Annotated in this window: 21 protein-coding genes; 11 read left to right on the top strand and 10 right to left on the bottom strand. The window is 66.6% G+C overall.

All coding sequences use genetic code 11. The features are described 5' to 3' along the window. Window positions 1–11 precede the first annotated feature (11 nt). Window positions 12–614, bottom strand: a complete 603-nt coding sequence (locus tag ACI766_RS28110) for a nitroreductase family protein (protein WP_003100063.1) — start codon at window positions 612–614, stop codon at window positions 12–14. Window positions 615–866: 252 nt separating this feature from the next. Here ACI766_RS28110 and ACI766_RS28115 point away from each other — a divergent pair, with 252 nt between their 5' ends. After that, window positions 867–1223, top strand: coding sequence for a hypothetical protein (locus ACI766_RS28115; RefSeq protein WP_003118029.1), 357 nt, complete (start codon window positions 867–869; stop codon window positions 1221–1223). A gap of 57 nt (window positions 1224–1280) precedes the next feature. Here ACI766_RS28115 and ACI766_RS28120 read toward each other — a convergent pair whose 3' ends face one another. Continuing rightward, a complete protein-coding gene (locus ACI766_RS28120) occupies window positions 1281–2822 on the bottom strand; it encodes a phosphoenolpyruvate carboxykinase (RefSeq protein WP_003109982.1) in 1542 nt (513 codons plus the stop codon). A gap of 115 nt (window positions 2823–2937) precedes the next feature. Then, the gene (gene hslO, locus ACI766_RS28125) at window positions 2938–3831 is read right to left on the bottom strand and encodes an Hsp33 family molecular chaperone HslO (protein ID WP_003096245.1); all 894 of its coding nucleotides are present in this window, start codon (window positions 3829–3831) and stop codon (window positions 2938–2940) included. A 112-nt stretch (window positions 3832–3943) separates the two neighbouring features. On the opposite strand from hslO, the gene ACI766_RS28130 reads away from it, so the two are divergent. Continuing rightward, window positions 3944–4747 (top strand): phosphatase PAP2 family protein, encoded by an 804-nt coding sequence (locus ACI766_RS28130; RefSeq protein ID WP_003109984.1) that lies wholly within the window; start codon window positions 3944–3946, stop codon window positions 4745–4747. Window positions 4748–4784: 37 nt separating this feature from the next. Here ACI766_RS28130 and ACI766_RS28135 read toward each other — a convergent pair whose 3' ends face one another. After that, window positions 4785–5180 (bottom strand): RNA-binding S4 domain-containing protein, encoded by a 396-nt coding sequence (locus ACI766_RS28135; protein WP_003120401.1) that lies wholly within the window; start codon window positions 5178–5180, stop codon window positions 4785–4787. 209 nt (window positions 5181–5389) lie between these two features. Between ACI766_RS28135 and ACI766_RS28140 the strand changes: the two genes are divergently transcribed. The 3 genes from ACI766_RS28140 to ACI766_RS28150 all read left to right on the top strand — a co-directional run bounded on the left by ACI766_RS28140 (window position 5390) and on the right by ACI766_RS28150 (window position 7975). Then, window positions 5390–5824, top strand: coding sequence for an ATP-dependent zinc protease (locus ACI766_RS28140; RefSeq protein ID WP_004347430.1), 435 nt, complete (start codon window positions 5390–5392; stop codon window positions 5822–5824). Window positions 5825–5955: 131 nt separating this feature from the next. Then, entirely contained in the window at window positions 5956–6861 is a 906-nt protein-coding gene (rimK, locus tag ACI766_RS28145; protein WP_003096254.1) for a 30S ribosomal protein S6--L-glutamate ligase, read from the top strand. 190 nt (window positions 6862–7051) lie between these two features. Next, window positions 7052–7975 carry an LD-carboxypeptidase gene (locus tag ACI766_RS28150; protein ID WP_003100070.1) on the top strand — a complete coding sequence of 308 codons (924 nt, stop codon included), beginning with the start codon at window positions 7052–7054 and terminating at the stop codon, window positions 7973–7975. Window positions 7976–8051: 76 nt separating this feature from the next. Here ACI766_RS28150 and amgS read toward each other — a convergent pair whose 3' ends face one another. Beyond that, window positions 8052–9371 (bottom strand): two-component system sensor histidine kinase AmgS, encoded by a 1320-nt coding sequence (gene amgS / locus ACI766_RS28155; RefSeq protein ID WP_003096258.1) that lies wholly within the window; start codon window positions 9369–9371, stop codon window positions 8052–8054. Window positions 9372–9465: 94 nt separating this feature from the next. Then, the gene (gene amgR, locus ACI766_RS28160) at window positions 9466–10209 is read right to left on the bottom strand and encodes a two-component system response regulator AmgR (RefSeq protein ID WP_003096259.1); all 744 of its coding nucleotides are present in this window, start codon (window positions 10207–10209) and stop codon (window positions 9466–9468) included. 188 nt (window positions 10210–10397) lie between these two features. Here amgR and ACI766_RS28165 point away from each other — a divergent pair, with 188 nt between their 5' ends. The 3 genes from ACI766_RS28165 to gshA all read left to right on the top strand — a co-directional run bounded on the left by ACI766_RS28165 (window position 10398) and on the right by gshA (window position 14928). Next, the gene (locus tag ACI766_RS28165) at window positions 10398–12737 is read left to right on the top strand and encodes a Tex family protein (protein ID WP_003163050.1); all 2340 of its coding nucleotides are present in this window, start codon (window positions 10398–10400) and stop codon (window positions 12735–12737) included. A 38-nt stretch (window positions 12738–12775) separates the two neighbouring features. Then, window positions 12776–13138 (top strand): PaaI family thioesterase, encoded by a 363-nt coding sequence (locus ACI766_RS28170; RefSeq protein WP_042115369.1) that lies wholly within the window; start codon window positions 12776–12778, stop codon window positions 13136–13138. 206 nt (window positions 13139–13344) lie between these two features. Then, entirely contained in the window at window positions 13345–14928 is a 1584-nt protein-coding gene (gshA, locus tag ACI766_RS28175) for a glutamate--cysteine ligase (RefSeq protein ID WP_003109990.1), read from the top strand. 42 nt (window positions 14929–14970) lie between these two features. Here the strand turns inward: gshA and argA are convergent, their stop codons facing one another. Next, window positions 14971–16269 (bottom strand): amino-acid N-acetyltransferase, encoded by a 1299-nt coding sequence (gene argA / locus ACI766_RS28180; protein WP_003096265.1) that lies wholly within the window; start codon window positions 16267–16269, stop codon window positions 14971–14973. 336 nt (window positions 16270–16605) lie between these two features. Here argA and ACI766_RS28185 point away from each other — a divergent pair, with 336 nt between their 5' ends. Further along, window positions 16606–17307: a MarC family NAAT transporter gene (locus ACI766_RS28185; RefSeq protein WP_014603398.1), complete on the top strand. Its 702-nt coding sequence runs from the start codon at window positions 16606–16608 to the stop codon at window positions 17305–17307. Here ACI766_RS28185 and argE read toward each other — a convergent pair. The 3 genes from argE to ACI766_RS28200 form a co-directional block, all read right to left on the bottom strand. After that, a complete protein-coding gene (argE, locus tag ACI766_RS28190) occupies window positions 17280–18434 on the bottom strand; it encodes an acetylornithine deacetylase (RefSeq protein WP_003100077.1) in 1155 nt (384 codons plus the stop codon). The two genes, ACI766_RS28185 and argE, sit on opposite strands and share 28 nt — an antisense overlap. Window positions 18435–18533: 99 nt before the next feature. After that, window positions 18534–19802 (bottom strand): inorganic phosphate transporter, encoded by a 1269-nt coding sequence (locus tag ACI766_RS28195; RefSeq protein ID WP_003100079.1) that lies wholly within the window; start codon window positions 19800–19802, stop codon window positions 18534–18536. A gap of 44 nt (window positions 19803–19846) precedes the next feature. Then, complete coding sequence (locus ACI766_RS28200) at window positions 19847–20524, bottom strand: TIGR00153 family protein (protein WP_003100081.1); 678 nt, start codon at window positions 20522–20524, stop codon at window positions 19847–19849. 113 nt (window positions 20525–20637) lie between these two features. Here ACI766_RS28200 and ACI766_RS28205 point away from each other — a divergent pair, with 113 nt between their 5' ends. After that, window positions 20638–22002 carry an inorganic triphosphatase gene (locus ACI766_RS28205; protein WP_023085852.1) on the top strand — a complete coding sequence of 455 codons (1365 nt, stop codon included), beginning with the start codon at window positions 20638–20640 and terminating at the stop codon, window positions 22000–22002. Window positions 22003–22039: 37 nt separating this feature from the next. Continuing rightward, window positions 22040–23824: a GspE/PulE family protein gene (locus tag ACI766_RS28210; RefSeq protein WP_003096276.1), complete on the top strand. Its 1785-nt coding sequence runs from the start codon at window positions 22040–22042 to the stop codon at window positions 23822–23824. Window positions 23825–23948 lie beyond the last annotated feature (124 nt).

Consider the following 23948-nt stretch of genomic DNA (forward strand, 5'->3'; position numbering starts at 1 on the left):
AATCCGGGCAGTCAGAAGCGGTCGCGAATGACCAGTTCTTCCCGCGGCAGCTTGCCGCTGCGCGGCCAGGGTTCAACGGCCTTTTTCCCGACCGCGACCATCAGGCCGATCACATGGTTGTCCGGCAGGTTGATCAGCCGGGCCACGGCATCGAAGTCGAAACCATCCATCGGACACGAATCCAGGCCCTGGCCGCGGGCGACCAGCATCAGGGTCTGCGCCAGCAGGCCGCAGCTGCGCATGGCTTCGTCGCGCTGTACCTGGGGCTTGCCGCGGTAGTAGGTGTCGATGGCGCCTGCCATGAACGCCTGTACCGCCTCGGGAGCACCGTCCCAGACCCGCTGCGCGTTGCGCTCCCAACTGTCGAGCTGGGCGCACACCACCACCAGCATCGCCGCGTCGGTGACCTGCGCCTGGTCCCAGGCCACTTCACGCAACTGCACGCGCAATTGCGGATCGCTGACCTCGACCAGCCGCACGTGTTGCAGGTTGAAGGCGGAAGGCGCATGCAGCGCCAGGTCCAGGAGATGGTCCTTCTCTTCGCGAGTCAGGCTGAAGGATGAGTCGTAGCCCTTGATGGCACGGCGACTACGAACGGCGTCTTCGATATGCATGGGGAAATCCACTGCGAGGGAACAAAGGGGCGCCCACTCTAGGGCATTGGCGAGAAGATAAACCAGACTTCAATAAATCCGACGCAGCCCCACAGCAGCTACTTACAGAATTAAGACTAGGACTATTCCTAGGAAGGAATTTTCCTAAGGAATTGTCCTATATTCCACTCCAATGCCAGCGCCTGGGAGAGGGCCCCTCCCGGGACGCACGAACGCAGAAAAATAAGGATGAACTCACGTAGGAGTAAGCTCATGAACAGGATGGGCCAACTGGCTTTGTTCGGTCTTCTTGTAGGAACTTCCAGCAACCTGTTCGCCGCCCCCGGCAGCATCAGCGGCGTCATCCGCTTCACCGGCGCCATTGTCGAGCCACCATGCTCGATGAGCGCTCCCCGCCAAGACGAAAGCAAGGGCAGTTTCCACCTCAGTGGCTGTCCCATGCAGGCGCGCACCGCGGATGTCAGCATCCGTTCGATGAAGACCGGCGAGGTGCGCCACTTGCAACCCAGCGATACGGTCATCGGTGAACGGGATTTCTCGGCGCACTATGAGCTGGCCGGAAGCGATCGCCGCTCCGGCAACTACCTGATCACCGTCACCTACCCCTGACGTTCGCCCATGAAAAAACCGCCCGAAGGCGGTTTTTTCATGGTGCCGAAACGTGGCTTACAGCTGCGGGCCGGCGGCCTTGATCGCATCGGAAACCTCGAATTTCTTGAAGTTTTCGATGAACTGCTTGGCCAGGCCCTTCGCCGCCTCGTCGTAGGCAGCCTTGTCAGCCCAGGTGTTGCGCGGGTTGAGCAGATTGGTCTCGACGCCCGGAACGGCCTTCGGCACGTCCAGGTTGATGATGTCCAGGTGCTCGGTTTCCGCGCCGATCAGCGCGCCGCTCTGGATCGCCGCGATCACGCCACGGGTGGTCGGGATGTTGAAGCGCTTGCCGACGCCGTAGCCACCGCCGGTCCAGCCAGTGTTGACCAGGTAGACCTTGGAGCCGAAGGCCTTGATGCGCTTGATCAGCAGCTCGGCATAAACGCCGGCCGGACGCGGGAAGAAAGGAGCACCGAAGCAGGTGGAGAAGGTCGACTTGATACCGCCGCCGGAACCCATCTCGGTGGAGCCGACCAGCGCGGTATAGCCGGACAGGAAGTGGTAGGCCGCCTGCTCATTGTTCAGGATCGATACCGGCGGCAGTACGCCGGTCAGGTCGCAGGTCAGGAAGATCACCGCGTTGGGCTCGCCGCCGAGGTTCTTCTCCGAACGCTTCTCGACGTGCTCCAGCGGGTAGGCGGCGCGGCTGTTCTGGGTCAGGCTGTCATCGGCGTAGTTGGGCACGCGCTCTTCGTCGAGAACCACGTTCTCCAGCACGGCGCCGAACTTGATGGCTTTCCAGATGACCGGCTCGTTCTTCTCGGACAGGTCGATGCACTTGGCATAGCAACCGCCTTCGACGTTGAACACCACGCCCTCGCCCCAGCCGTGCTCGTCGTCACCGATCAGGTAACGGCTTTCATCGGCGGACAGGGTGGTCTTGCCGGTGCCGGACAGGCCGAAGAACAGGGTCACATCGCCCGCTTCGCCGATGTTGGCAGCGCAGTGCATCGGCAGCACATCGCGCTCGGGCAGCAGGAAGTTCTGCACGGAGAACATGGCTTTCTTCATCTCGCCGGCATAACGCATGCCTGCGATCAGCACTTTCTTCTGGGCGAAATTGAGGATCACGCAACCGTCGGAGTTGGTGCCGTCGCGCTCGGGCACGCATTCGAAGTTGGCGACATTGAGGACCTGCCACTCGTCCTTGCCGGCCGGGTTGTACTGCTCCGGCTCGATGAACAGGCAACGGCCGAACAGATTCTGCCAGGCGGTAGCGGTGGTCATCTTCACCGGCAGGTAGTAAGCCTCGGCGGAACCTACATGAACATGGGAAACGAAATGGTCCTGGGCGTTGTTGAACGCTTCCACGCGGGCCCACAGCGCATCGAACTTGTCGGCCGGGAACGGACGGTTGATGTTGCCCCAGGCGATCGCGTCCTTGGTGCTCGGCTCTTCGACGATGAAACGGTCGACCGGCGAACGGCCGGTGCGATGGCCGGTACGTACGACCAGCGAGCCGTTGGCGGCCAGTTCGCCCTCACCGCGGCGAATGGCTTCTTCTACCAGTTGGGCGGCGCTGATATCGGTGTACACGGCGTTGTTGGCTTGCGTCATGTGGTTCCCCGTCGGCCAGAGGCCGAGTCCTCCAAACTTCGTAGCGCTTCAAAAAACTCACTACAGGAAAAAAGTGGCGGGATTATGCCAGAAAAGCCCGCTGGATGAAAAATCGTCAGTGGCGGGTCTCGGAAGGCCCCTGGCTGCCAGCGCCAGCGAACAACTGGGCGACGTCGGAGGCGTCGAACAGGTAGCGCTGGTTGCAGAACTGGCAGTCGATGCTGATCGAGCCTTCTTCCTCCTCGAGCAGCCGCTCGCAGTCGGCCTGCCCGAGACTGACCAGGGCGTTGGCCGAACGTTCCCGCGAGCAACTGCAATGGAAGACCAGCGGTTGCGGCTCGAACAGGCGCACGGTTTCCTCGTGGTAGAGGCGGTGCAGGACGGTCTCGTTGTCCAGCGCCAGCAGCTCTTCGGCGGTCAGCGTGTCGGCCAGGGTGGTCAGGTGCTGCCAACTGGCCTCGCGGGCCTCGGGGTCCTTCAGGCGGTCGGCGGGAAGCTGCTGCAGCAGCAGGCCGCGGGCGCGGCGGCCGTTGGCGTTGAGCCAGAAACGGGTCGGCAGCTGTTCCGAGCTGGCGAAGTAGTTGGACAGGCATTCCGCCAGGTTCACCCCCTCCAGGGCGACGATCCCCTGGTAGCGCTGGCCCTTGACCGGGTCCACGGTGAGGGTCAGCACGCCTTCGGGCATCAGTTCCTGCATGCCGGCGTCGGCGCCGATGGACTCCGCCGAATAGCGGGCCAGGCCACGCACCTGGCGGTCGCTGGAACACTCCACCATCAACAGCGGAACCGCGCCGCTGGAGCGCGCCTGCAATACCAGCAGGCCGTCGAACTTGAGCGTGCCGCAGAGCAGCGAGGCCGCCGCGAGCATCTCCCCGAGCAGCTGCGCGACCGGTTCCGGATAGGGATGTTTGGCCAGCACTTCGCTGTAGCTGCGCTCGAGATCGACCATCTCGCCGCGCACGTCGGTATCGTCGAAAAGGAAACGCTGGCTCTGATCTGAATGGGACATGCGGGACACAACGCTACGAATGAGGGAATGACAAGTGAGTGACAAAGGCCTATAAAAGCGCGCTTCGTGACAGTCGTACGCCGACCCGGCGCCGATAGGGGGAAACGATTTTATGGATAATGCCTCTCCGTTCCAAGCGGCCTGGCAATGGCGCAAGTTCGCCACCTGTCATCTTCTGGCGCTCCTGCTGCTGATCCTGTGGCTCTGGGGCCCCACCCGCGAGCTGATGAACGGCTTCGACTTCTGGCTCTTCGACAAGCTCAACGGCTCCCTCGCCCTCAACGAAACCTGGCTGAAACTCTGGGGCCTGCTCAGTACCCGACCGTTCGACGCGGTGGTCGGGGTGATCCTGCTCTGCCTGCTGATTCGCGGCGACTGGCTGCTGCCAGCGAACCAGGTACGGCGGCTGACCTTCGGCTTCATCGTGACCCTGCTGATCCTGGTGGTGATCCGCGTGCTCTACGCCAAGATCGCCCACCACCTGCACTGGCAGCACGCCAGCCTGTCGATGCTGATGGACAAGGCCATCCACCTCAGCGACCACTTCCCGGACTGGGAACGCGTGTGGGAAATCAAGGACCGCTCCAAGCGCAGCTTCCCCGGCGACCACGCCTCGGTGCTGCTGGTCTGGGCGCTGTTCATGTCGCTGTTCGCCCGCCGCGCCGGGCAGTTCCTGCTGATCTGGACCCTGGCCGTGCTGTTCATGCTGCCGCGCCTGGTAGCCGGCGCGCACTGGGGCCAGGACGACTACATCGGCGGCCTGCAGATGGCCCTGCTGGCCCTCGCCTGGGGCTGCTACACACCGCTGGCGGCGAAGGCCAGCGGCTGGCTGGTGCAGGTGACCGAACCGCTGTTCCGCCTGCTGGCGAAATTGCCGCTGATCGGCCGCCTCGGCGTGGTCCGCGACTCGGCCTGAGGCCATCCCGGTCTCCCCTGCGGGAGACCGGCGCTTCTCAGTCCTGGCCGCCGCGCAACTGGTGGATCTGCCGCCGCTGCTTCTTGCTCGGCCGCCCCTCTGTCTGTACGCCCAGCGCCCCGGCCTTGCGCATGGCCGCCGCGCGCTCGCGGCTTGCCACGCTGTCCGCGGTTTCCTCGTAGAGAGCCTGGGCCTCCGGCGCGCCACGCCGGACTACGGAAAGCGCGCGAATGGTCACGGTTCGCTCGTCGAAGCCCGTACGAATGGTCAACTCCTCCCCTACCCTGGGTTCCTTGCTCGGCTTGCACCGCTCGCCCCGGCAATGCACCTTGCCGCCCTCTATCGCGGCCTTGGCCAGCGCCCGGGTCTTGAAGAAGCGCGCCGCCCAGAGCCACTTGTCCAGGCGCACCTTGTCGTCGTCTTTCTCGCTCACTGGCATTTCCCGTATTCGTTCCGCCGCTGTCTCGCGACTGTCATCGACAGCCGCTAGGTTCGTCTTCGGCATCCTCGGGCAGCCGTCTGGCGGCCGCCCATAGCCCTGCTAGAATGCCGGCAAAACGCCTGGAATGCCTACCCGTGAAGACATTCGACCAGCTTTCCGTCATCGGTCTGCGCGAGTGGATCGCCTTTCCCGAACTGGGCATGGTCGGGCTGCGCGCGAAGATCGACACCGGCGCCAGCACCTCCAGCCTGCATGCATCGGACATCGTTCCCTTCGAGCGCGACGGCGAGAAGTGGGTGCGCTTCACCGCCCACCTCGGCACGCTGGTGCAGCGCCGGCACCGTTGCGAAGCGCCGATGGTCGCGCGCAAGAGCATTCGCAGCTCCAACGGCCAGGCCCAGACCCGCTACGTGATCCGCACCACCCTGGCGCTGGGCGATCGCATGTGGCCGGTAGAGTTCACCCTGGCCTGCCGCAAGTCCATGCGCTATCGCGTGCTGCTCGGCTCCAAGGCGCTGATCGCCGGGCAACTGGTGGTCAACCCGGCCCTGGCCTACGTCCAGGATCGTCCCGAGTCGCCGGCCGCCCTGCCCGCGGCGACGAACATCGACCTGCTCGACGGGAGCCCGGTTTGAGCCATTCGCCGGCAGCACCTGTCCAACCTCCATCCATTCCCGAAACGGCCGGTCCGATGCCTGCCGCGACGACAACCCACAGCCTCGCCGCCGCTGCCCGCCAGCCGGTCCAACCCATCCACAGGTGCTGAATGAAAATCGCCGTGCTGTCGCGCAATCCCCGGCTCTACTCGACCCGTCGCCTGGTGGAGGCCGGGCGGGAGCGCGGCCATGAAATGGTGGTCATCGATACGCTGCGCGCCTACATGAACATCGCCAGCCACAAGCCGCAGATCCACTACCGGGGACAACCGCTGGAGGGCTTCGACGCGGTGATCCCGCGCATCGGCGCCTCGGTGACCTTCTACGGCTGCGCGGTATTGCGCCAGTTCGAGATGATGGGCGTGTTCCCGCTCAACGAGTCGGTCGCCATCGCTCGCTCGCGGGACAAGCTGCGCTCGCTGCAACTGCTGTCGCGCAAGGGCATCGGCCTGCCGGTGACCGGCTTCGCTCATTCCCCGGACGACGTCCCGGACCTGATCGAGATGGTCGGTGGCGCACCGCTGGTGATCAAGCTGCTGGAGGGCACCCAGGGCATCGGCGTGGTCCTCTGCGAAACCGAGAAGGCCGCCGAATCGGTGCTCGAGGCTTTCATGGGGCTCAAGCACAACATCATGGTCCAGGAGTACATAAAGGAAGCCGGCGGCGCCGACATCCGCTGCTTCGTGGTCGGCGACAAGGTGATCGCCTCGATGAAGCGCCAGGCAGCGCCCGGCGAGTTCCGCTCCAACCTGCACCGAGGCGGCAGCGCCAGCCTGATCAAGATCACCCCGGAAGAACGCATGACCGCCATCCGCGCCGCCCGCGTGATGGGCCTGAACGTCGCCGGGGTGGACATCCTGCGCTCCAACCATGGTCCTCTGGTAATGGAGGTGAACTCCTCGCCGGGCCTGGAAGGTATCGAATCCACTACCGGCAAGGACATCGCCGGGATCATCATCCAGTACCTGGAAAAGAACGGCGGCCCCCACCTGGCCAGGACGAAGGGAAAGGGGTGAGCCGGACCAGACAACGCATGCGTTGTCCCGGCGCATCGGACGCACCGCATTACGCTGGCGATCCCGGCCTCGACAGAAGGTCCATGCCACGCTTGAATGAAGCACCGCCGCAACCGATGCCGGAAACCCCGCCGAACCCTGGGCTCTTCCGGCACTCGAATCCTTTCCTGACGCTTCACGGAATCGCCGCATGACCTCTCGTCCTTCCTCCGACCAGACCTGGCAGCCCATCGACGGCCGGGTGGCGCTGATCGCGCCAGCCTCGGCCATCGCCACCGACGTGTTGGAGGCGACCCTGCGGCAACTGGAAGTGCACGGCGTGGACTACCATCTCGGCCGCCACGTCGAAGCCCGCTACCGCTACCTCGCCGGGACGGTCGAGCAGCGCCTGGAAGACCTGCACAACGCCTTCGACATGCCGGACATCACCGCGGTCTGGTGCCTGCGCGGCGGCTACGGCTGCGGCCAGTTGCTGCCGGGCCTGGACTGGGGGCGCCTGCAGGCGGCCTCGCCGCGGCCACTGATCGGTTTCTCCGACATCTCGGTGTTGCTCAGCGCTTTCCACCGCCACGGCCTGCCTGCGATCCACGGCCCGGTGGCCACCGGACTCGGTCTGTCGCCGCTGAGCGCCCCCCGCGAGCAGCAGGAGCGGCTAGCCTCGCTGGCCTCGGTCAGCCGCTTGCTGGCCGGAATCGACCATGAACTCCCGGTGCAGCACCTCGGCGGACACAAGCAACGCGTCGAAGGCGCGCTGATCGGCGGCAACCTCACCGCCCTGGCCTGCATGGCCGGCACACTCGGCGGCCTGCACGCCCCGGCGGGGTCGATCCTGGTCCTGGAGGACGTCGGCGAACCCTACTACCGCCTGGAGCGCAGCCTCTGGCAATTGCTCGAAAGCATCGACGCGCGCCAGCTCGGCGCGATCTGCCTGGGCTCGTTCACCGATTGCCCGCGCAAGGAAGTCGCCCACAGCCTGGAGCGGATATTCGGCGAATACGCCGCCGCCATCGAGGTGCCGCTCTACCACCACCTGCCCAGCGGGCATGGTGCGCAGAACCGAGCCTGGCCTTACGGGAAGACCGCGGTGCTCGAGGGAAACCGGTTGCGCTGGTAGGGACGGGGCGCGCCCTTCTCCGTAAGCGCGAGAGGGGGCGGGAAGTGCCGCTGGAACGGCACAAACCCGTCGGGTATCAGGCCGCGCCGCGCGGCAGCAGCAACCCCAGCGGCAGGCAGACCCGCGCTTCCAGGCCGCCGCCATCGCGGTTGCGCAGTTCGACGCTGCCGCCGTGCTGGGCGGCGATGCGCTTGACGATCGCCAGGCCGAGGCCGGTGCCCTTGCCGCCACGCGCCTTGTCGCCACGGATGAAGGGATTGAAGATGCTGTCCACTTCCGCGGGATCGATGCCCTGGCCGCGATCGAGCACGCTCAGCACCACGTAGGGCGCCGCGCTTTCGCCGGCCACGTAGCTGGCCACCTCCACCGAACCGCCGCCGTGGTTCAGGGCATTGTCGATCAGGTTGCCCAGCAGACGCTTCATCGACACACGCCGCAACGGCATCGCCGGTACCGGTTGCAAGGCCATGCGCACCTGCTCGCGAGTCTGGTTGAACGGCGCCACGACCTCGCGCACCAGGTCGGTCAGGTCGCCCTCCTCCACCGGCTCGTCGCGGCCGTCGCGGATGAAGGCGAGGAACTGGTCGAGGATCGCGTCCATGTCCTCGATGTCGCGGATCATGTCCTCGACCATCTCCCGTTCGCTCTCCGGCAGCAACTCCAGCGACAGGCGCAGGCGCGTCAGCGGGGTGCGCAGGTCGTGGGAGACACCGGCCAACATCAATTCGCGTTCGCGCCCGCCCTGCTCGATGTCCTCGGCCATCTGGTTGAAGGCGCGATACACCTCGGCCATTTCACTCGGCGTCTCCGGTCCCAGCGGCAGGCGCACGCTGCGCCCCTGGCCGAACTGGCGGGCGGCGACCACCAGGCGCTTGAGCGGCTGGCTGAGCTGGCGGACGAAGATCCAGGCGGCGGCGGTGGAGAGCAGGCCGATGCCGAGGAACCAGCCGAGCACGCTCCAGATCCGTTGGCCACGCAAGGGATGCGGATACAGCGGCACCGCCAGCCAGCCTTCGCCGAGGCTCGGTGCGCGCACCCAGAGCTGCGACGGCTGGTGGATACGCAGGCGGGTCTCGGTGTCCGGCCCCAGCTCCATCTGCATCTGCCGCTGGAAGATTTCCGTGTACGGCCAGTGCTGCTCGCCGGGCTGGTCGGCGCTGCTCGGCACCCAGCGCAGGCCGGAAGCCTTGGCGATGGCCGCGCGCGACTCCTCGTCGGCAGCCCAGAACGCGCGGATGGTCAGCGCCGCGCCGTGGCTGTACTGGCGGTCGACGATCACGTCCTCGTTCATCAGCAGGTAGACCAGGGTCAGCGCCTTGGAGAACAGCACGACGATCAGCACCAGCCAGAGGGTGCGGGCGAAGAAACTTTGCGGGAACCAGAGCGGCGTTTTCATCGATCGGACCGGTTGCGCGCCGGCGGACGGGGCCGACGCCTGTTGCGGGTAAGACGACGCGGCCGGTGCATCGCTGCACCGGCCGCGCGGAGACTCAGGCCTTGCGCGCGTTGCCGTCCGGCACGAACACGTAGCCGACGCCCCAGACCGTCTGGATATAGCGCGGCTTGGACGGGTCCGGCTCGATCAGCCGGCGCAGGCGCGAGATCTGCACGTCGATGGAACGCTCCAGGGCATCCCACTCGCGGCCACGGGCGAGGTTCATCAGCTTGTCCCGGGTCAGCGGTTCGCGGGCGTGCTGCACCAGGGCCTTGAGCACGGCGAACTCGCCGGTGGTCAGCATGTGTACCTCGTCGCCCTTCTTCAGTTCGCGGGTGGCGAGGAACAGCTGATAGTCGCCGAAGGTCACCACCTCGTCGGCACCGGCAGGCGCGCCGGGCACCAGCGGCGCCTGGCGGCGCAGCACGGCCTTGATCCGCGCCAGCAGTTCGCGCGGGTTGAACGGCTTGGCCAGGTAGTCGTCGGCGCCCAGTTCCAGGCCCTGGATGCGGCTGCCCTCGTCGCCCTTGGCGGTGAGCATGATGATCGGCACCTGGTTGTTCTGTTCGCGCAGGCGGCGGCAGGCAGTGAGGCCGTCCTCGCCGGGAAGCATCAGGTCGAGCACAACCAGCTGGAACAGTTCGCGGGATAGAAGGCGATCCATCTGCTCGGTGTTCTCCACCGCGCGGACGCGGTAGCCCTGCTCGTCGAGGAAACGTTCGAGCAGGCGGCGCAGGCGGGCGTCGTCGTCGACGACGAGGATCTTTTCACCTTCGGCCAGGGCGGCAGGGTTCGACATAGAAACTCCCAGAATGAGTCAGGCGGGCATTATCGCCCAGGTAGCGGCTGGGCCGGACTGTCCATTGTTAGCAGATTTTTCCCCGACCAGCCGCCCTCCAAGGCGAAACTTGGCAGGTATAATGCGGCGCTTTTGCGGCGGGGCGTTGTCTACACGGCCCGTTTTCGTTCGTTTTACCAGGTGGATCAATGGACAGCATCAACACCCGTATCGCCGAAGAGCTCTCCGCACTGCCCTCCGGCCGCGTTCAACCGCAGCAAGTCGCCGCTGCCGTCGCCCTGCTCGACGAAGGCTCCACCGTTCCCTTCATCGCCCGTTACCGCAAAGAGGTCACCGGCAGCCTCGACGATACCCAGTTGCGCATGCTGGAAGAGCGCCTGCGCTACCTGCGCGAACTGGAAGAACGCCGCGGCGCGATCCTCGCCAGCATCGAGGAACAGGGCAAGCTGACCCCCGAACTGGCCCGCGACATCAAGCTCGCCGACACCAAGACCCGTCTCGAAGACCTCTACCTGCCTTATAAGCAGAAGCGCCGCACCAAGGGCCAGATCGCCCTGGAAGCCGGCCTCGGCGCGCTGGCCGACGCACTGTTCGACAACCCGACCCTGGTCCCGGAAAGCGAGGCCGCGCGTTTCGTCGACGCCGAGAAAGGCTTCGCCGACGTCAAGGCGGTGCTGGAAGGCGCCAAGTACATCCTCATGGAGCGCTTCGCCGAAGACGCCACGCTGCTCGACAAGCTGCGCGTGTTCATGAAGAACGAAGCGACCCTGACCGCCCGCGTGGTCCCCGGCAAGGAACAGGAAGGCGCCAAGTTCAGCGACTACTTCGAACACGACGAGCCGCTGAAAAGCGCCCCGTCGCACCGCGCCCTGGCGATCTTCCGCGGACGCAACGAAGGCGTCCTCAGCGCCTCGCTGAAGGTCGGCGAGGAAGCGCCGGGCACCCTGCACCCATGCGAGGTCATGATCGCCGAGCGCTTCGGCCTGTCCAACCAGGGCCGCGCCGCCGACAAGTGGCTGGCCGAGGTGGTGCGCTGGACCTGGAAGGTCAAGCTCTATACCCACCTGGAAACCGACCTGTTCGGCGAGCTCCGCGACGGCGCCGAGGACGAGGCGATCAGCGTGTTCGCGCGCAACCTGCACGACCTGCTGCTGGCCGCCCCGGCCGGCCCGCGCGCCACCCTCGGCCTCGACCCGGGCCTGCGCACCGGGGTCAAGGTCGCGGTGGTCGACGCCACCGGCAAGCTGCTGGACACCGCCACCGTCTACCCACATGCGCCGAAGAACCAGTGGGACCAGACCCTCGCCGTGCTCGCCGCGCTGTGCGCCAAGCACCAGGTCGAGCTGATCGCCATCGGCAACGGCACCGCCAGCCGCGAGACCGACAAGCTGGCCGGCGAACTGATCAAGAAGTATCCGGGCATGAAGCTGACCAAGATCATGGTCAGCGAAGCCGGCGCATCGGTGTATTCCGCCTCCGAACTGGCGGCGAAGGAGTTCCCCGAGCTGGACGTGTCCCTGCGCGGCGCCGTATCCATCGCCCGTCGCCTGCAGGACCCGCTGGCGGAGCTGGTGAAGATCGAGCCCAAGTCGATCGGCGTCGGCCAGTACCAGCACGACGTGTCCCAGCTGAAGCTGGCGCGTAGCCTGGACGCGGTGGTCGAGGATTGCGTGAACGCCGTCGGCGTCGACGTCAACACCGCCTCCGCCGCCCTGCTGGCACGCATCTCCGGCCTCAACTCGACGCTGGCGCAGAACATCGTCGCGCACCGCGACGCCAACGGAGCGTTCCGCACCCGCGACGAGCTGAAGAAAGTCAGCCGCCTGGGCGAAAAGACCTTCGAGCAAGCCGCCGGCTTCCTCCGCGTGATGAACGGCGACAACCCGCTGGACGCCTCGGCGGTGCACCCGGAGACCTATCCGCTGGTGCAGCGCATCGCCGCCGACACCGAGCGCGACATCCGCTCGCTGATCGGCGACTCGGCGTTCCTCAAGCGCCTCGACCCGAAGAAGTTCACCGACGAGACCTTCGGCCTGCCGACCGTCACCGACATCCTCAAGGAACTCGACAAGCCCGGCCGCGACCCGCGTCCGGAGTTCAAGACCGCAGAATTCCAGGAAGGCGTCGAGAGCCTCAAGGACCTCAAGCCGGGCATGGTCCTGGAGGGCGTGGTGACCAACGTCACCAACTTCGGCGCGTTCGTCGACATCGGCGTCCACCAGGACGGCCTGGTGCACATCTCGGCGCTGTCCGAGAAGTTCGTCAAGGATCCGTACGAAGTGGTCAAGGCCGGCGACATCGTCAAGGTCAAGGTCATGGAAGTGGACATCCCGCGCAACCGTGTCGGCCTGTCCATGCGCATGAGCGACACCCCCGGCGAGAAGGTCGAAGGCCAGCGCGGCGGGCGTCCCACCGGCAGCGGCCAGCCGCGCCAGGAGCGTGGCGCCCCGCGCGGACAGAGCGCGCCGCCGGCGAACAACGCCATGGCCGCGCTGTTCGCCAACGCCAAGCAACTGAAGAAGAAGTGACGGAGCCGTCCATGAGCGAGATGCCCGCCCGCGAGCAGATGATCAGCGCCTACAGCGAACTGGTCGGCCTGGACCCGGTCAGCCTCGGCGACGGCGTCGCCGAGGTACGCCTGCCGATGGCCGCGCACCTGCGCAACCGCGGCGGGGTCATGCACGGCGGCGCGCTGTTCTCGCTGATGGACGTGACCATGGGGCTGGCCTGCTCCAGTTCCCATGGTTTCGACCGCCAGAGCGTCACCCTGGAATGCAAGATCAACTACATCCGCGCCGTCGCCGACGGCGAGGTGCGCTGCGTCGCCCGCGTCCTCCATGCCGGGCGCCGCAGCCTGGTGGTGGAAGCCGAGGTGCGGCAAGGCGACAAACTGGTCGCGAAAGGACAAGGTACCTTCGCCCAGTTGTAAACCGGCGCGGCCGCCATGCGGCAGAATGGCGCGCAACGGCGATCCCGATCCGTGCCGGGCGCCCGCCTCGACGGCTCCCGCCGAAGTCGCGGCGACCGGCCCCAGGACGAAGCGAAAACGCATTTACGTCCTCCCTCTTGTAGACCGCTCGGTCCACCCTCATATTGGGGCGACCGATCTGGGACGCGATCACAAGGAATCCCGACTTGAGCGATCTTCTCTCCCGCCGCCTGGCTCTGCTCGGCGCCGCAGCCAACCTGCCCCTGCTGACCGAGTGCCTGCATGGCATCGAGCGCGAATGCCTGCGAGTCGATAGCGACGGCAAGCTGGCGCTCACCCCCCACCCCCGGGCCCTGGGTTCGACCCTGACCCATCCGCAGATCACTACCGACTACTCCGAGGCCTTGCTGGAGTTCATCACGCCCACGGAAACCGACGTCGCCGACACTCTGGGCGATCTCGAGCGCATCCACCGCTTCGCCAGTTCGAAACTGGACGGCGAATACCTGTGGAGCCCATCGATGCCCTGCGAGCTGCCGGACGAGGAGAGCATCCCGATCGCCCGCTACGGCAGCTCGATGATCGGCCGCCTGAAGTACGTCTACCGCAAGGGCCTGGCGCTGCGCTACGGCAAGACCATGCAGTGCATCGCCGGCATCCACTACAACTTCTCCCTGCCGGAGAGGCTCTGGCCGCTGCTGCGCCAGGCCGAAGGCAGCGAGCTGTCGGAACGCGACTACCAGTCCGCCGCCTACATCGCCCTGATTCGCAATTTCCGCCGCTACAGCTGGCTGCTGATGTACCTGTTCGGCGCCTCGCCGGCCCTCGACGCCGGCTTCCTGCGTGGCCGCCCGAGCCAGTTGGAGCGCCTCGACGAACACACGCTTTACCTGCCCTACGCCACCAGCCTGCGGATGAGCGACCTGGGCTACCAGAACAACGCCCAGGCCGGCCTGACGCCCTGCTACAACGACCTGCAGAGCTACATCGACAGCCTGCGCCAGGCGGTCAGCACGCCCTACCCGCCCTACGAGAAGGTCGGCACCAAGCAGGATGGCGAATGGGTGCAGCTGAACACCAACATCCTGCAGATCGAGAACGAGTACTACTCGAGCATCCGGCCAAAGCGCGTCACCTACACCGGCGAGCGTCCGGTGCAGGCCCTGGCCGCTCGTGGCGTGCAGTACGTGGAAGTGCGCTGCCTGGACATCAACCCGTTCCTGCCGCTGGGCATCGACCTGGACGAGGCGCGCTTCCTCGACGCCTTCCTGCTGTTCTGCGCGTTCAGCGACAGCCCGCTGCTGAACGGCGAGTGCAGCGACGCCACCGACAACTTCCTCGCCGTGGTCAAGGAAGGCAGGCGGCCGGGCCTGCAATTGCAACGCCGCGGCCAGCCGGTGGAATTGCAGGTCTGGGCGAACGAGCTGCTCGAACGAATCGCCGACACCGCGGCACTGCTCGACCGCGCGCGCGGCGGCGAAGCCCACGCGGCGGCGCTGGCAGCGCAGCGGGCGAAGGTGGCCGATGCGGAACTGACGCCTTCGGCGCAGGTGCTGAAGGTCATGCGCGAGCGCGGCGAGAGCTTCGAAGCGTTCTCCCTGCGCCAGAGCCGCGAACACGCGGAGTATTTCCGCCAGCATCCGCTGGCCGCCGAAGAGCAGGCGCGCTTCGAGAAGATGGCCAGCGACTCCCTGGCCGAACAGACGGAGCTGGAACGCGACCAGGATGGCGACTTCGATACCTTCGTCGCCGCCTACCAGGCGAGCATCCTCGGCCTGATCAGCAACTGAGCCAAGCCGGCGCGCCCCTGCGCCCAGGGACGCGCCGGCGGATCAAAGGCTCTTCTCGAATACCTGCGAATTGCGCTGGAAGTTGTACAGCGAGGCCCGCGCCGCCGGTAGCCGTTCGACGCTGCTGGGCTGGAAGCCGCGCTCGCGGAACCAGTGCGCGGTCCGCGTGGTGAGCACGAACAGGGTCTTCAGGCCGAGTCCGCGCGCGCGCTCCTCGATCCGCTCCAGCAGTTCGTCGCCACGCCCGCCGTGGCGGTACTCCGGGTTGACCGCCAGACAGGCCAGCTCGCCCGCCTCGGAATCGGCGATCGGGTAGAGCGCGGCGCAGGCGATGATCAGCCCTTCGCGCTCGACGATGCTGAACTGTTCGATCTCGCGTTCCAGCACCTCGCGGGAACGGCGTACCAGGATGCCCTGCTCTTCCAGCGGGCGGATCAGCTCGATCAGCCCGCCAACGTCCTCGATGCCCGCCTCGCGCAACTGCTCGAACTGCTCCTGGGCGACCAGGGTGCCGTTGCCGGTGCGGGTGAATAGCTCGCTGAGCAGCGCGCCGTCCTCGGTGTAACTGACGATATGGCTGCGCTTGACCCCGGCCCGGCAGGCCTGCGCCGCGGCGTCCAGCAGCTCGGCCTGGTAGCTGTTGCCCAGCCGTTGCAGGTGCGCGGGCACCTGCTGCGGGCGCAGTTCGCGGACCAGTTTGCCGGATGCGTCCAGCAAGCCCTGTTCGGCGCCGTAGAGAATCAGCTTTTCCGCTTCCAGGTCGATGGCGGCGCGCATGGCCACGTCTTCACAGGCCAGGTTGAAGATTTCCCCGGTCGGCGAGTAGCCCAGCGGCGAGAGCAGAACGATGCTGCGCTCGTCGAGAAGGCGGCCAATACCCTTGCGGTCGATGCGACGGACCTCACCGGTATGGTGATAGTCGACACCCTCGACCACGCCGATCGGCCGCGCGGTGACCAGGTTGCCGCCAGCGACCCGCAGGCGCGCGCCCTGCATCGGCGAGGCGGCCATGTCCATCGACAGCCGCGCCTCGATGGCGATGCGCAGGCTACCCACGGCGTCGATGACGCACTCCAGGGTCGGTGCATCGGTCACTCGCAGGTCGCGGTGATAGCGCGGAGCCAGGCCGCGCGCGGCCAGGCGCGCCTCGATCTGCGGACGCGAACCGTGCACCAGCACCAGGCGCGCACCGAGGCTGTGGAGAAGGACCAGGTCGTGGACGATATTGCCGAAATTGGGATGCTCCACCCCTTCGCCGGGGAGCATGACCACGAAGGTGCGGTCCCGGTGCGAGTTGATGTAGGGCGAAGCGTGACGTAACCAGTTGACGTAGTCGGGCATGGTGGGGAAAGCCTGTCGTTTCGTGAGCGAGAGCAAAGCGTGAGCGGCCGGGACGGCCCGAAGGGCGCCGTTATCGTCGTCGCAGCAACATCGACAGGCTTCTCCTCACTTTCTGGTTAACGAGACGGATGGATCACGCGCGAGTTTAAACCCTCGGCGGCCCCCCGACCGCGGGATTCGACCATGGTACGGGGCCTGGGGCCGGAACGAACCGTTTTACCACTATTTTTGAAAAAAACTATCCGAAAACCCCGGTTAACTCGCGCAGCGCTTTTTCGCTAGGCTGCCTCGTTCGCCGTGCCGTCCGGCGCGCACCCACGCGAACGAGGAAAATCCATGAGCGAATACTTCCATCACGTCCTGGTCGGCCTGCTCGCCGTGCTCCCGGTAGCCAACCCGCTGACCAGCGTCTCACTGCTGCTCGGCCTCGGCGGCAGCCTGCCGCCGGCGGAGCGCAACCGGCAGATATTCAAGGCCAGCCTCTACGTGGCGCTGATCATGCTGGTCAGCTTCTACGGCGGCAGCCTGGTGATGCAGGTGTTCGGCATCTCCATTCCAGGCCTGCGCATCGCCGGCGGGCTGATCGTCGCCTATATCGGCTTCACCATGCTGTTCCCCGCCACCACGCCGGACGAGACCGAAGTCCAGCACGACCTGCTGTCGGACGAGGAAAAGAACACCCCGCACTTCCGCGACCTGTCCTTCGTTCCGCTGGCCCTGCCGGGTACCGCGGGGCCGGGGACCATCGCCCTGGTGGTCAGCTCGGCGTCGACGCTGCAATCCACCTACGGAAGCATTCCGCTGTTCATCCACCTCGCGGCGATCACCGTCACCCTGCTCACCGCGCTGATCTTCTGGATCGCCCTGCAAAGCTCCGGGCGCATCATGAAGTTCCTCGGCGAATCCGGGATCGACGCCATCTCGCGAGTGGTCGGCTTCCTGCTGGTGGCGATGGGCGTGCAGTTCGTCATCAACGGCGGCTTCGAGCTGGTCGCCGGCCACGCCGCGCTTCAGTCGGCGGCGGGCGTCAGGCAGTAATGCTGGATCAGCCGGCGCAGCACGCCGACCATCGGTTCGATACGCGCCAGTTCGAGGTGCTCGTCGGGCTGGTGGGCACAGGCGATGTCGCCGGCGCCGAGGACCAGGGTCTCGCTGCCCAGGCGCTGGAAGTACGGCGCCTCGGTACCGAACGCCACGGCCTCGGCGCGATGCCCGGTCAGGCGTTCGGCGACGCGTACCAGTTCGCTGTCCTGCGCCTGTTCGAACGGCGGCACGGCAGGGAACAGCGGCTGGTAGTCGATGCTCACCTGGTGCCGTTCGGCCAGCGGCCGCAGGCGCTGGCGGATCGCCTCGCGCAACTGCTCAGGCTGCATGCCGGGTAGCGGGCGCAGGTCGAATTCCAGCGAACACTGGCCGCAGATGCGGTTGGGATTGTCGCCACCGTGGATGCAACCGAAGTTCAGGGTCGGCTGGGGCACGCTGAACTGCGGGTTGTTCCAGGCCCGCTGCCATTCCCCGCGCAGCGCCATCAGCTCGCCGATGGTCGCGTGCATGGCCTCCAGGGCGCTACGGCCGAGGTTCGGATCGGACGAATGGCCGCTCTGCCCGAGAATCTCGATGCGCTCCATCATCACCCCCTTGTGCAGGCGGATCGGCCGCAGGTTGGTCGGCTCGCCGATCACCGTGGCGCGACCCAGCGGTCGCCCGCTTTCGGCGAGGGCACGGGCGCCGGCCATCGAGCTTTCCTCGTCGCAGGTGGCGAGGATCATCAGCGGCTGGCGGAACGGCTGGTCGAGCAGCGGCAGCAAGGCCTCGATGGCCAGCGGGAAGAAGCCCTTCATGTCGCAACTGCCGAGGCCGTACCAGCGGCCGTCGCGCTCGTCCAGGCGCAGCGGATCGCTGCTCCACAGCGCTTCGTCGTAGGGCACGGTATCGGTGTGGCCGGCCAGCACCAGCCCGCCGGGACCGCTGCCGTAGCTGGCCAGCAGGTTGAACTTGCCCGGCGAGACTTCCCGGATCTCGCAGCGGAAGCCTAGATCGCCCAGCCAGGAGGCCAGCAGGTCGACCACCGGGCGGTTGGTCTGGTCCAGCTCGGGCTGGGTGCAACTGACGGAAGACGCGGCGATCAGCGCGCCGAACTGGTCTTTCAGAGACGGCAACGGCATGGGACTCTCCACACGGATCGAGCCCCATCATGGCCTATCGCGGCAGTGGATAAAACCGTCCGTTCCGGTTCCGCCTGCGCCAGCCGACGAAGATCGCGCTCAGGCGCCGAACAGCGCGCGCAGGACCAGGAAGAACAGGATCGCCAGCACCGCGCCGGCCGGCAGGGTCACTACCCAGGACAGGAAGATCGAGCCGATCACCCGCAGGTTGAGCGCGCCGATGCCGCGCGCCATGCCGATGCCGAGCACCGCGCCGACCAGGGTATGGGTGGTGGATACCGGCAGGCCGATGGCCGAGGCGCCAACCACCGTGGAGGCGGTCGCCAGCTCGGCGGCGAAGCCGCGGCTGGGGGTCAGCTCGGTGATCTCCCGGCCGATGGTGGCGATCACCCGGTAGCCATAGGTAGCCAGGCCGATGACGATGCCCACCGCGCCCAGCAGCAGTACCCAGGACGGCACCGGCGAACGGCTCACCAGATCCAGGTCGCCGCCGGCCTGGACCACCGCGACGACCGCCGCCACCGGGCCGATGGCGTTGGCCACGTCGTTGGCACCATGGGCGAAAGCCATGGAGCAGGCGGTGAAGATCATCAGCACCGCGAAGACCCGCTCGACGCTGGCGAAGCCGCCACGCGGATCGGCTCCGCCAGTGGGTCGGATGCGCAACAGCAGGACGATGCCCAGGCCCATCACCAGGCCGCCGGCGAGCAACGCCAGGCCCAGCGTCTGGAGGCCGGAAAGCTCCAGGCCGACATGCTTCAGGCCCTTGCCGACGGTCATCAGCGCGACCATGAAGCCCGCCAGGAACATGTACAGCGGCACGTAGCGGCGCGCGCTGCGGAACGGGTCCTCGGCATGCAGTACCAGCCACTGCACGCTCCTGAACAGGGCGAAGGCGAGCAGCCCGGACAGCACCGGCGTCACCACCCAACTGGCGACGATCGGGCCGATCGCGCCCCAGTGCACCGCGTGCACCGAGACACCGACCGAGGCGAAGCCGATGATCGCGCCGACGATGGAGTGGGTGGTCGACACCGGCCAGCCCTTGATCGTCGCCAGCAACAGCCAGACCCCGGCGGCCAGCAAGGCCGAGAGCATGCCGAAGACCAGCAGGTCGGGGGTCATGTACTGCGGGTCGACGATGCCGCTCCTGATCGTTTCGGTGACTTCGCCACCAGCGAAATAGGCACCGCAGAACTCGAAGACCATGGCCACCAGGATCGCCTGGCGGATGGTCAGAGCGCGCGAGCCCACCGAAGTGCCCATGGCGTTGGCGACGTCGTTGGCGCCGACGCCCCAGGCCATGAAGAAACCGAACAGGCAGGCGAGTACGAGGAAGGCGAAGCCGTGGTCGGCGATCAGGGACATGGGCGGTATCCGTGTGCAGGCAGGGTCGGAAAGAAGACTGGCGCTCACCGCGCCAGCAATTGCTCCAGGCGGTTGCCGACCCGCTGGGCGCGGTCGGCGACATCGCCGATCCATTCGATGATCTGGTAGAGGAACATCACGTCCACCGGCGGCAGCTCGCTTTCCAGACGGAACAGCTCGCGGCGTACCTCGACCTGGATGCGGTCGGTATCGTTCTCGATCGCCTCGAGTTCCTCCACCATGCTCTCCACCAGACTGGTCTCGCGCCCGCCGAAGCCGGTCTCGAGCAGTTCGTTGAGTTCGTTGACCACCCGCAACGCCTGGGCGCTGGCGTCCACCGAGCGCTGCACATAGGCGAGCATCTGGCCCTGTAGCGGCAACGGGATGCGCATGCGCCGGCCCAGCATCAGCCCGACGATGTCCTTGGCGCGATTGGCGACTTTGTCCTGTACACTGAGCAGCTCCAACAGATCGGAGCGCGGCACCGGAAGGAACAGGCTCTTGGGCAGGTGCATCCGGACGTTCTTCTTCAGCCGATCGGCTTCCTGCTCCAGTCGCACCATGTCCTGCTGAACCTGTTCGACCTGCGCCCAGTCCTCGGCGATCACCGCGCGGAAGAACGGCAACAGGCCGGCCGCGCATTCGTGGGCCTTGGCGATGTGCTGCTGCATCGGCCCGATCGGCGAACGGCCGAACAGGCTGATGAACGGATTGGTCGGCATGGAACGCCTCCCTGGTGGAAATGCCGAAAAGTATAGGCCACCCACCCCGCGCGCCTTTGATCTGGAACACCTTCACCCGCGGACGCCTGGCGTCCCGAGCCGGACATCGCCCCATGCAGAAAGAAACCGAAATCAAACTCCGCGTCAGCCGCGCCACCCTGGAAGCCTTGCAGGAGCACCCGTTGCTGAAGAAGCGCAACAAATCGGGCTGGGAGCGCCGCGAACTGTACAACCAGTACTACGACACCCCCGGCCGCGAGCTGGCCCGGGCCAAGGTCGCGCTGCGCATGCGCCGCGACGGCGAGCAGTACATCCAGACGCTGAAAAGCCGCGGGCAGAGCGTGGCCGGGTTGTCCGAACGCAACGAGTGGGACTGGTACCTGGAAAAGAACAAGCTCGACCTGAAGAAACTCGACGACAAGTGCTGGCCGGCGGCCCTCAAGGATCTCGACAAGAAGCAGCTCAAGCCGATCTTCAGCACCGACTTCGTCCGCCAGCGCGCCGAGATCGCCTGGGGCCGCGGCAAGGCCAGGGTAGTCGTGGAGGCGGCGCTCGACCTGGGCAAGGTGGTCGCCGGCGACAACCAGGAGGAAATCTGCGAACTGGAGCTGGAACTGCGCCAGGGCGATGCCGCCGCGCTGCTGGAGCTGGCCGCGGAACTGGCCGCCGACCTGCCGCTGATGCCCTGCGACATCAGCAAGGCCGAGCGCGGCTACCGCCTGTTCGACCCGAACAGCTACGAGGTCGATCCCCCGGCCCAGAAACTGCTGGCGGAAACCCCGCTGGACGGTGCCTTCGCCGCCATCGCCTGGTACCTGCTCGGCAGCAGCCAGCGACTGGCCGAACAGTATCGCTTCAACGGCCACTGGCGCCTGCTGGAGGACTGGCTGCAACACCTGCAGGACCTGCGCACCCTGCTCGGCAGCCTTGGCCAGGCGGTGCCACGCGCCAGCAGTCGCGAGCTGCGCGAAGCGCTGGACGCTCTCCTTGCCGACTGGGCGCCGCGCATCGAGCGCGGCCGTGACGACGAGACGCTACGCCAGCAGGCGCCGCAACTGTTCCGCGGCGAACTCGACGAGACCCGCTGGGGCCTGTTCTCCCTGAATGCCTCGCGCTGGCTGCTGGCCAAGGCCTGGACCGAGTCGCGCAACGAGCGCGGCAACCGCCAGGGCTCTGCCGCGCTGGGCAAGTGGCTGCTGCGTAGCCTTGCCGAAGAAGCCCAGGCCACGCCGCTGGCGCGCGCCCACCAGCATCCCGAGCTGCTCCCCGACCAAGCGCCGCGCCTGCAGCGCATGCTTACCTGGTTGCGCCTGGCGCGCGGCGTGCTCGACCTGCCGGAAGCCGACCGCCTCTACGGCGAACTGGCCAAGTTGCTGGAGCTGCTGCGGCAACCTGTCGATGCCGAGCGCCTGGCTGCCCGCGCCGCGCAGGCCCATACTGTGCTGACGCTCAAACCCTGGAAGGCGCTGATGAAATAAGCTTCGCCGCTACCGCCATCATCCGAAGGGAGTCTGCATGTCCGTGTTCGCCACCGCCGCCCAGGACCGCCTGCTGGACCTCGGCGACCTGCTCCGCGAGCTGGTCGCCCAGGGCCGGGTCGGGCAGGAGCAGGCCGAACAGTGCCTGGCGATCCGCCGCAGCGCGGTGCGCAACCAGCAGCATCCGCTGGAGTTCCTCGCCGCGCAGCAGGTCGAGGATCTCAAGCGCCCCGGACGCAAGCTCGATCTGGAGACCCTCACCCAGTGGCTGGCCGAGTACGCCGGCCAGCCCTACCTGCGCATCGACCCGCTGAAGATCGACGTCGCCGCGGTGACTCCGCTGATGTCCTACGCCTTCGCCCAGCGCCATGGCATCCTCGCCGTCGCGCTGAGTCCGGAGGAAGTCACCATCGCCAGCGCCCAGCCCTTCGTACAGGGCTGGGAAAGCAACCTGGTGCATGTGCTCAAGCGACCGATCAAGCGGGTGGTGGCGAACCCGGCGGACATCCAGCGCTACACCGTCGAGTTCTTCCGCCTGGCCCGCTCGGTCAGCGGCGCCACCTCGCCGGACCAGAAGATCAGCGGCGTCGGCAACTTCGAACAGTTGCTCAACCTCGGCGCCGCCGACCAGGAGCCGGACGCCAACGACGCGCACATCGTCACCATCGTCGACTGGCTGTTCCAGTACGCCTTCCAGCAGCGCGCCAGCGACATCCACATCGAGCCGCGCCGCGAGCAGGGCACCGTGCGCTTCCGTATCGACGGCGTGCTGCACAACGTCTACCAGTTCCCGCCGCAGGTGACCATGGCGGTGGTCAGCCGCCTGAAGTCGCTGGGACGGATGAACGTGGCGGAGAAACGCAAGCCGCAGGACGGCCGGGTCAAGACCAAGACCCCGGACGGCGCCGAGGTGGAGCTGCGCCTGTCGACCCTGCCCACCGCCTTCGGCGAGAAGATGGTGATGCGCATCTTCGACCCCGAGGTGCTGCTCAAGAGCTTCGACCAGCTCGGCTTCTCCGCCGACGACCTGCGCCGCTGGCAGAGCATGACCAGCCAGCCCAACGGCATCATCCTGGTCACCGGCCCCACCGGCTCGGGCAAGACCACCACGCTCTACACCACGCTCAAGCAACTGGCCACCGATGAGGTGAACGTCTGCACCATCGAGGACCCGATCGAGATGATCGAGCCCTCGTTCAACCAGATGCAGGTCCAGCACAACATCGACCTGACCTTCGCCAGCGGCGTACGCGCCCTGCTGCGGCAGGACCCGGACATCATCATGGTCGGCGAGATCCGCGACCTGGAGACCGCCGAGATGGCGATCCAGGCGGCGCTCACCGGGCACCTGGTGCTCTCCACCCTGCACACCAACGACTCCCCCACGGCGATCACCCGCCTGCTCGAACTGGGCGTACCCTACTACCTGATCCGCGCCACGGTGCTAGGGGTCATGGCCCAACGCCTGGTGCGCACGCTCTGCCCGCACTGCAAGGCGCCGATGCAACTGGCGGACAGCGACTGGCACGAACTGACCCGCCCCTGGAGCGCCCCGCCGCCCAGCGGCGCGCACCAGGCCGTGGGTTGCCTGGAGTGCCGCGACACCGGCTATCGCGGGCGCGCCGGCGTCTATGAAATCATGCTGCTCAGCGATAGCCTGAAAGAACTGATCACCGCCGACACCGACCTGGTCGCCCTGCGCCGCCAGGCGTACAAGGAAGGCACCCGCAGCCTGCGCCTGTCCGGCGCGCAGAAGGTCGCCGCAGGTATCAGTACGCTGGAGGAAGTACTGCGGGTGACCCCGCAGAGCGAACAGAAGTAGCGGCACATCCCGTCGGCGGAGTTCCGACGGTTGCACGGCACAACGCCGGACGGGCCTGCCAGGCCCACAGACAAGGATGTAGACGATGACGAGCGTTCCCCCCGCCGTCCCCGCGCCGACGCTC

The organism is Pseudomonas sp. DL (assembly GCF_047199225.1).
GTDB classification, from domain to species: domain Bacteria; phylum Pseudomonadota; class Gammaproteobacteria; order Pseudomonadales; family Pseudomonadaceae; genus Pseudomonas; species Pseudomonas aeruginosa.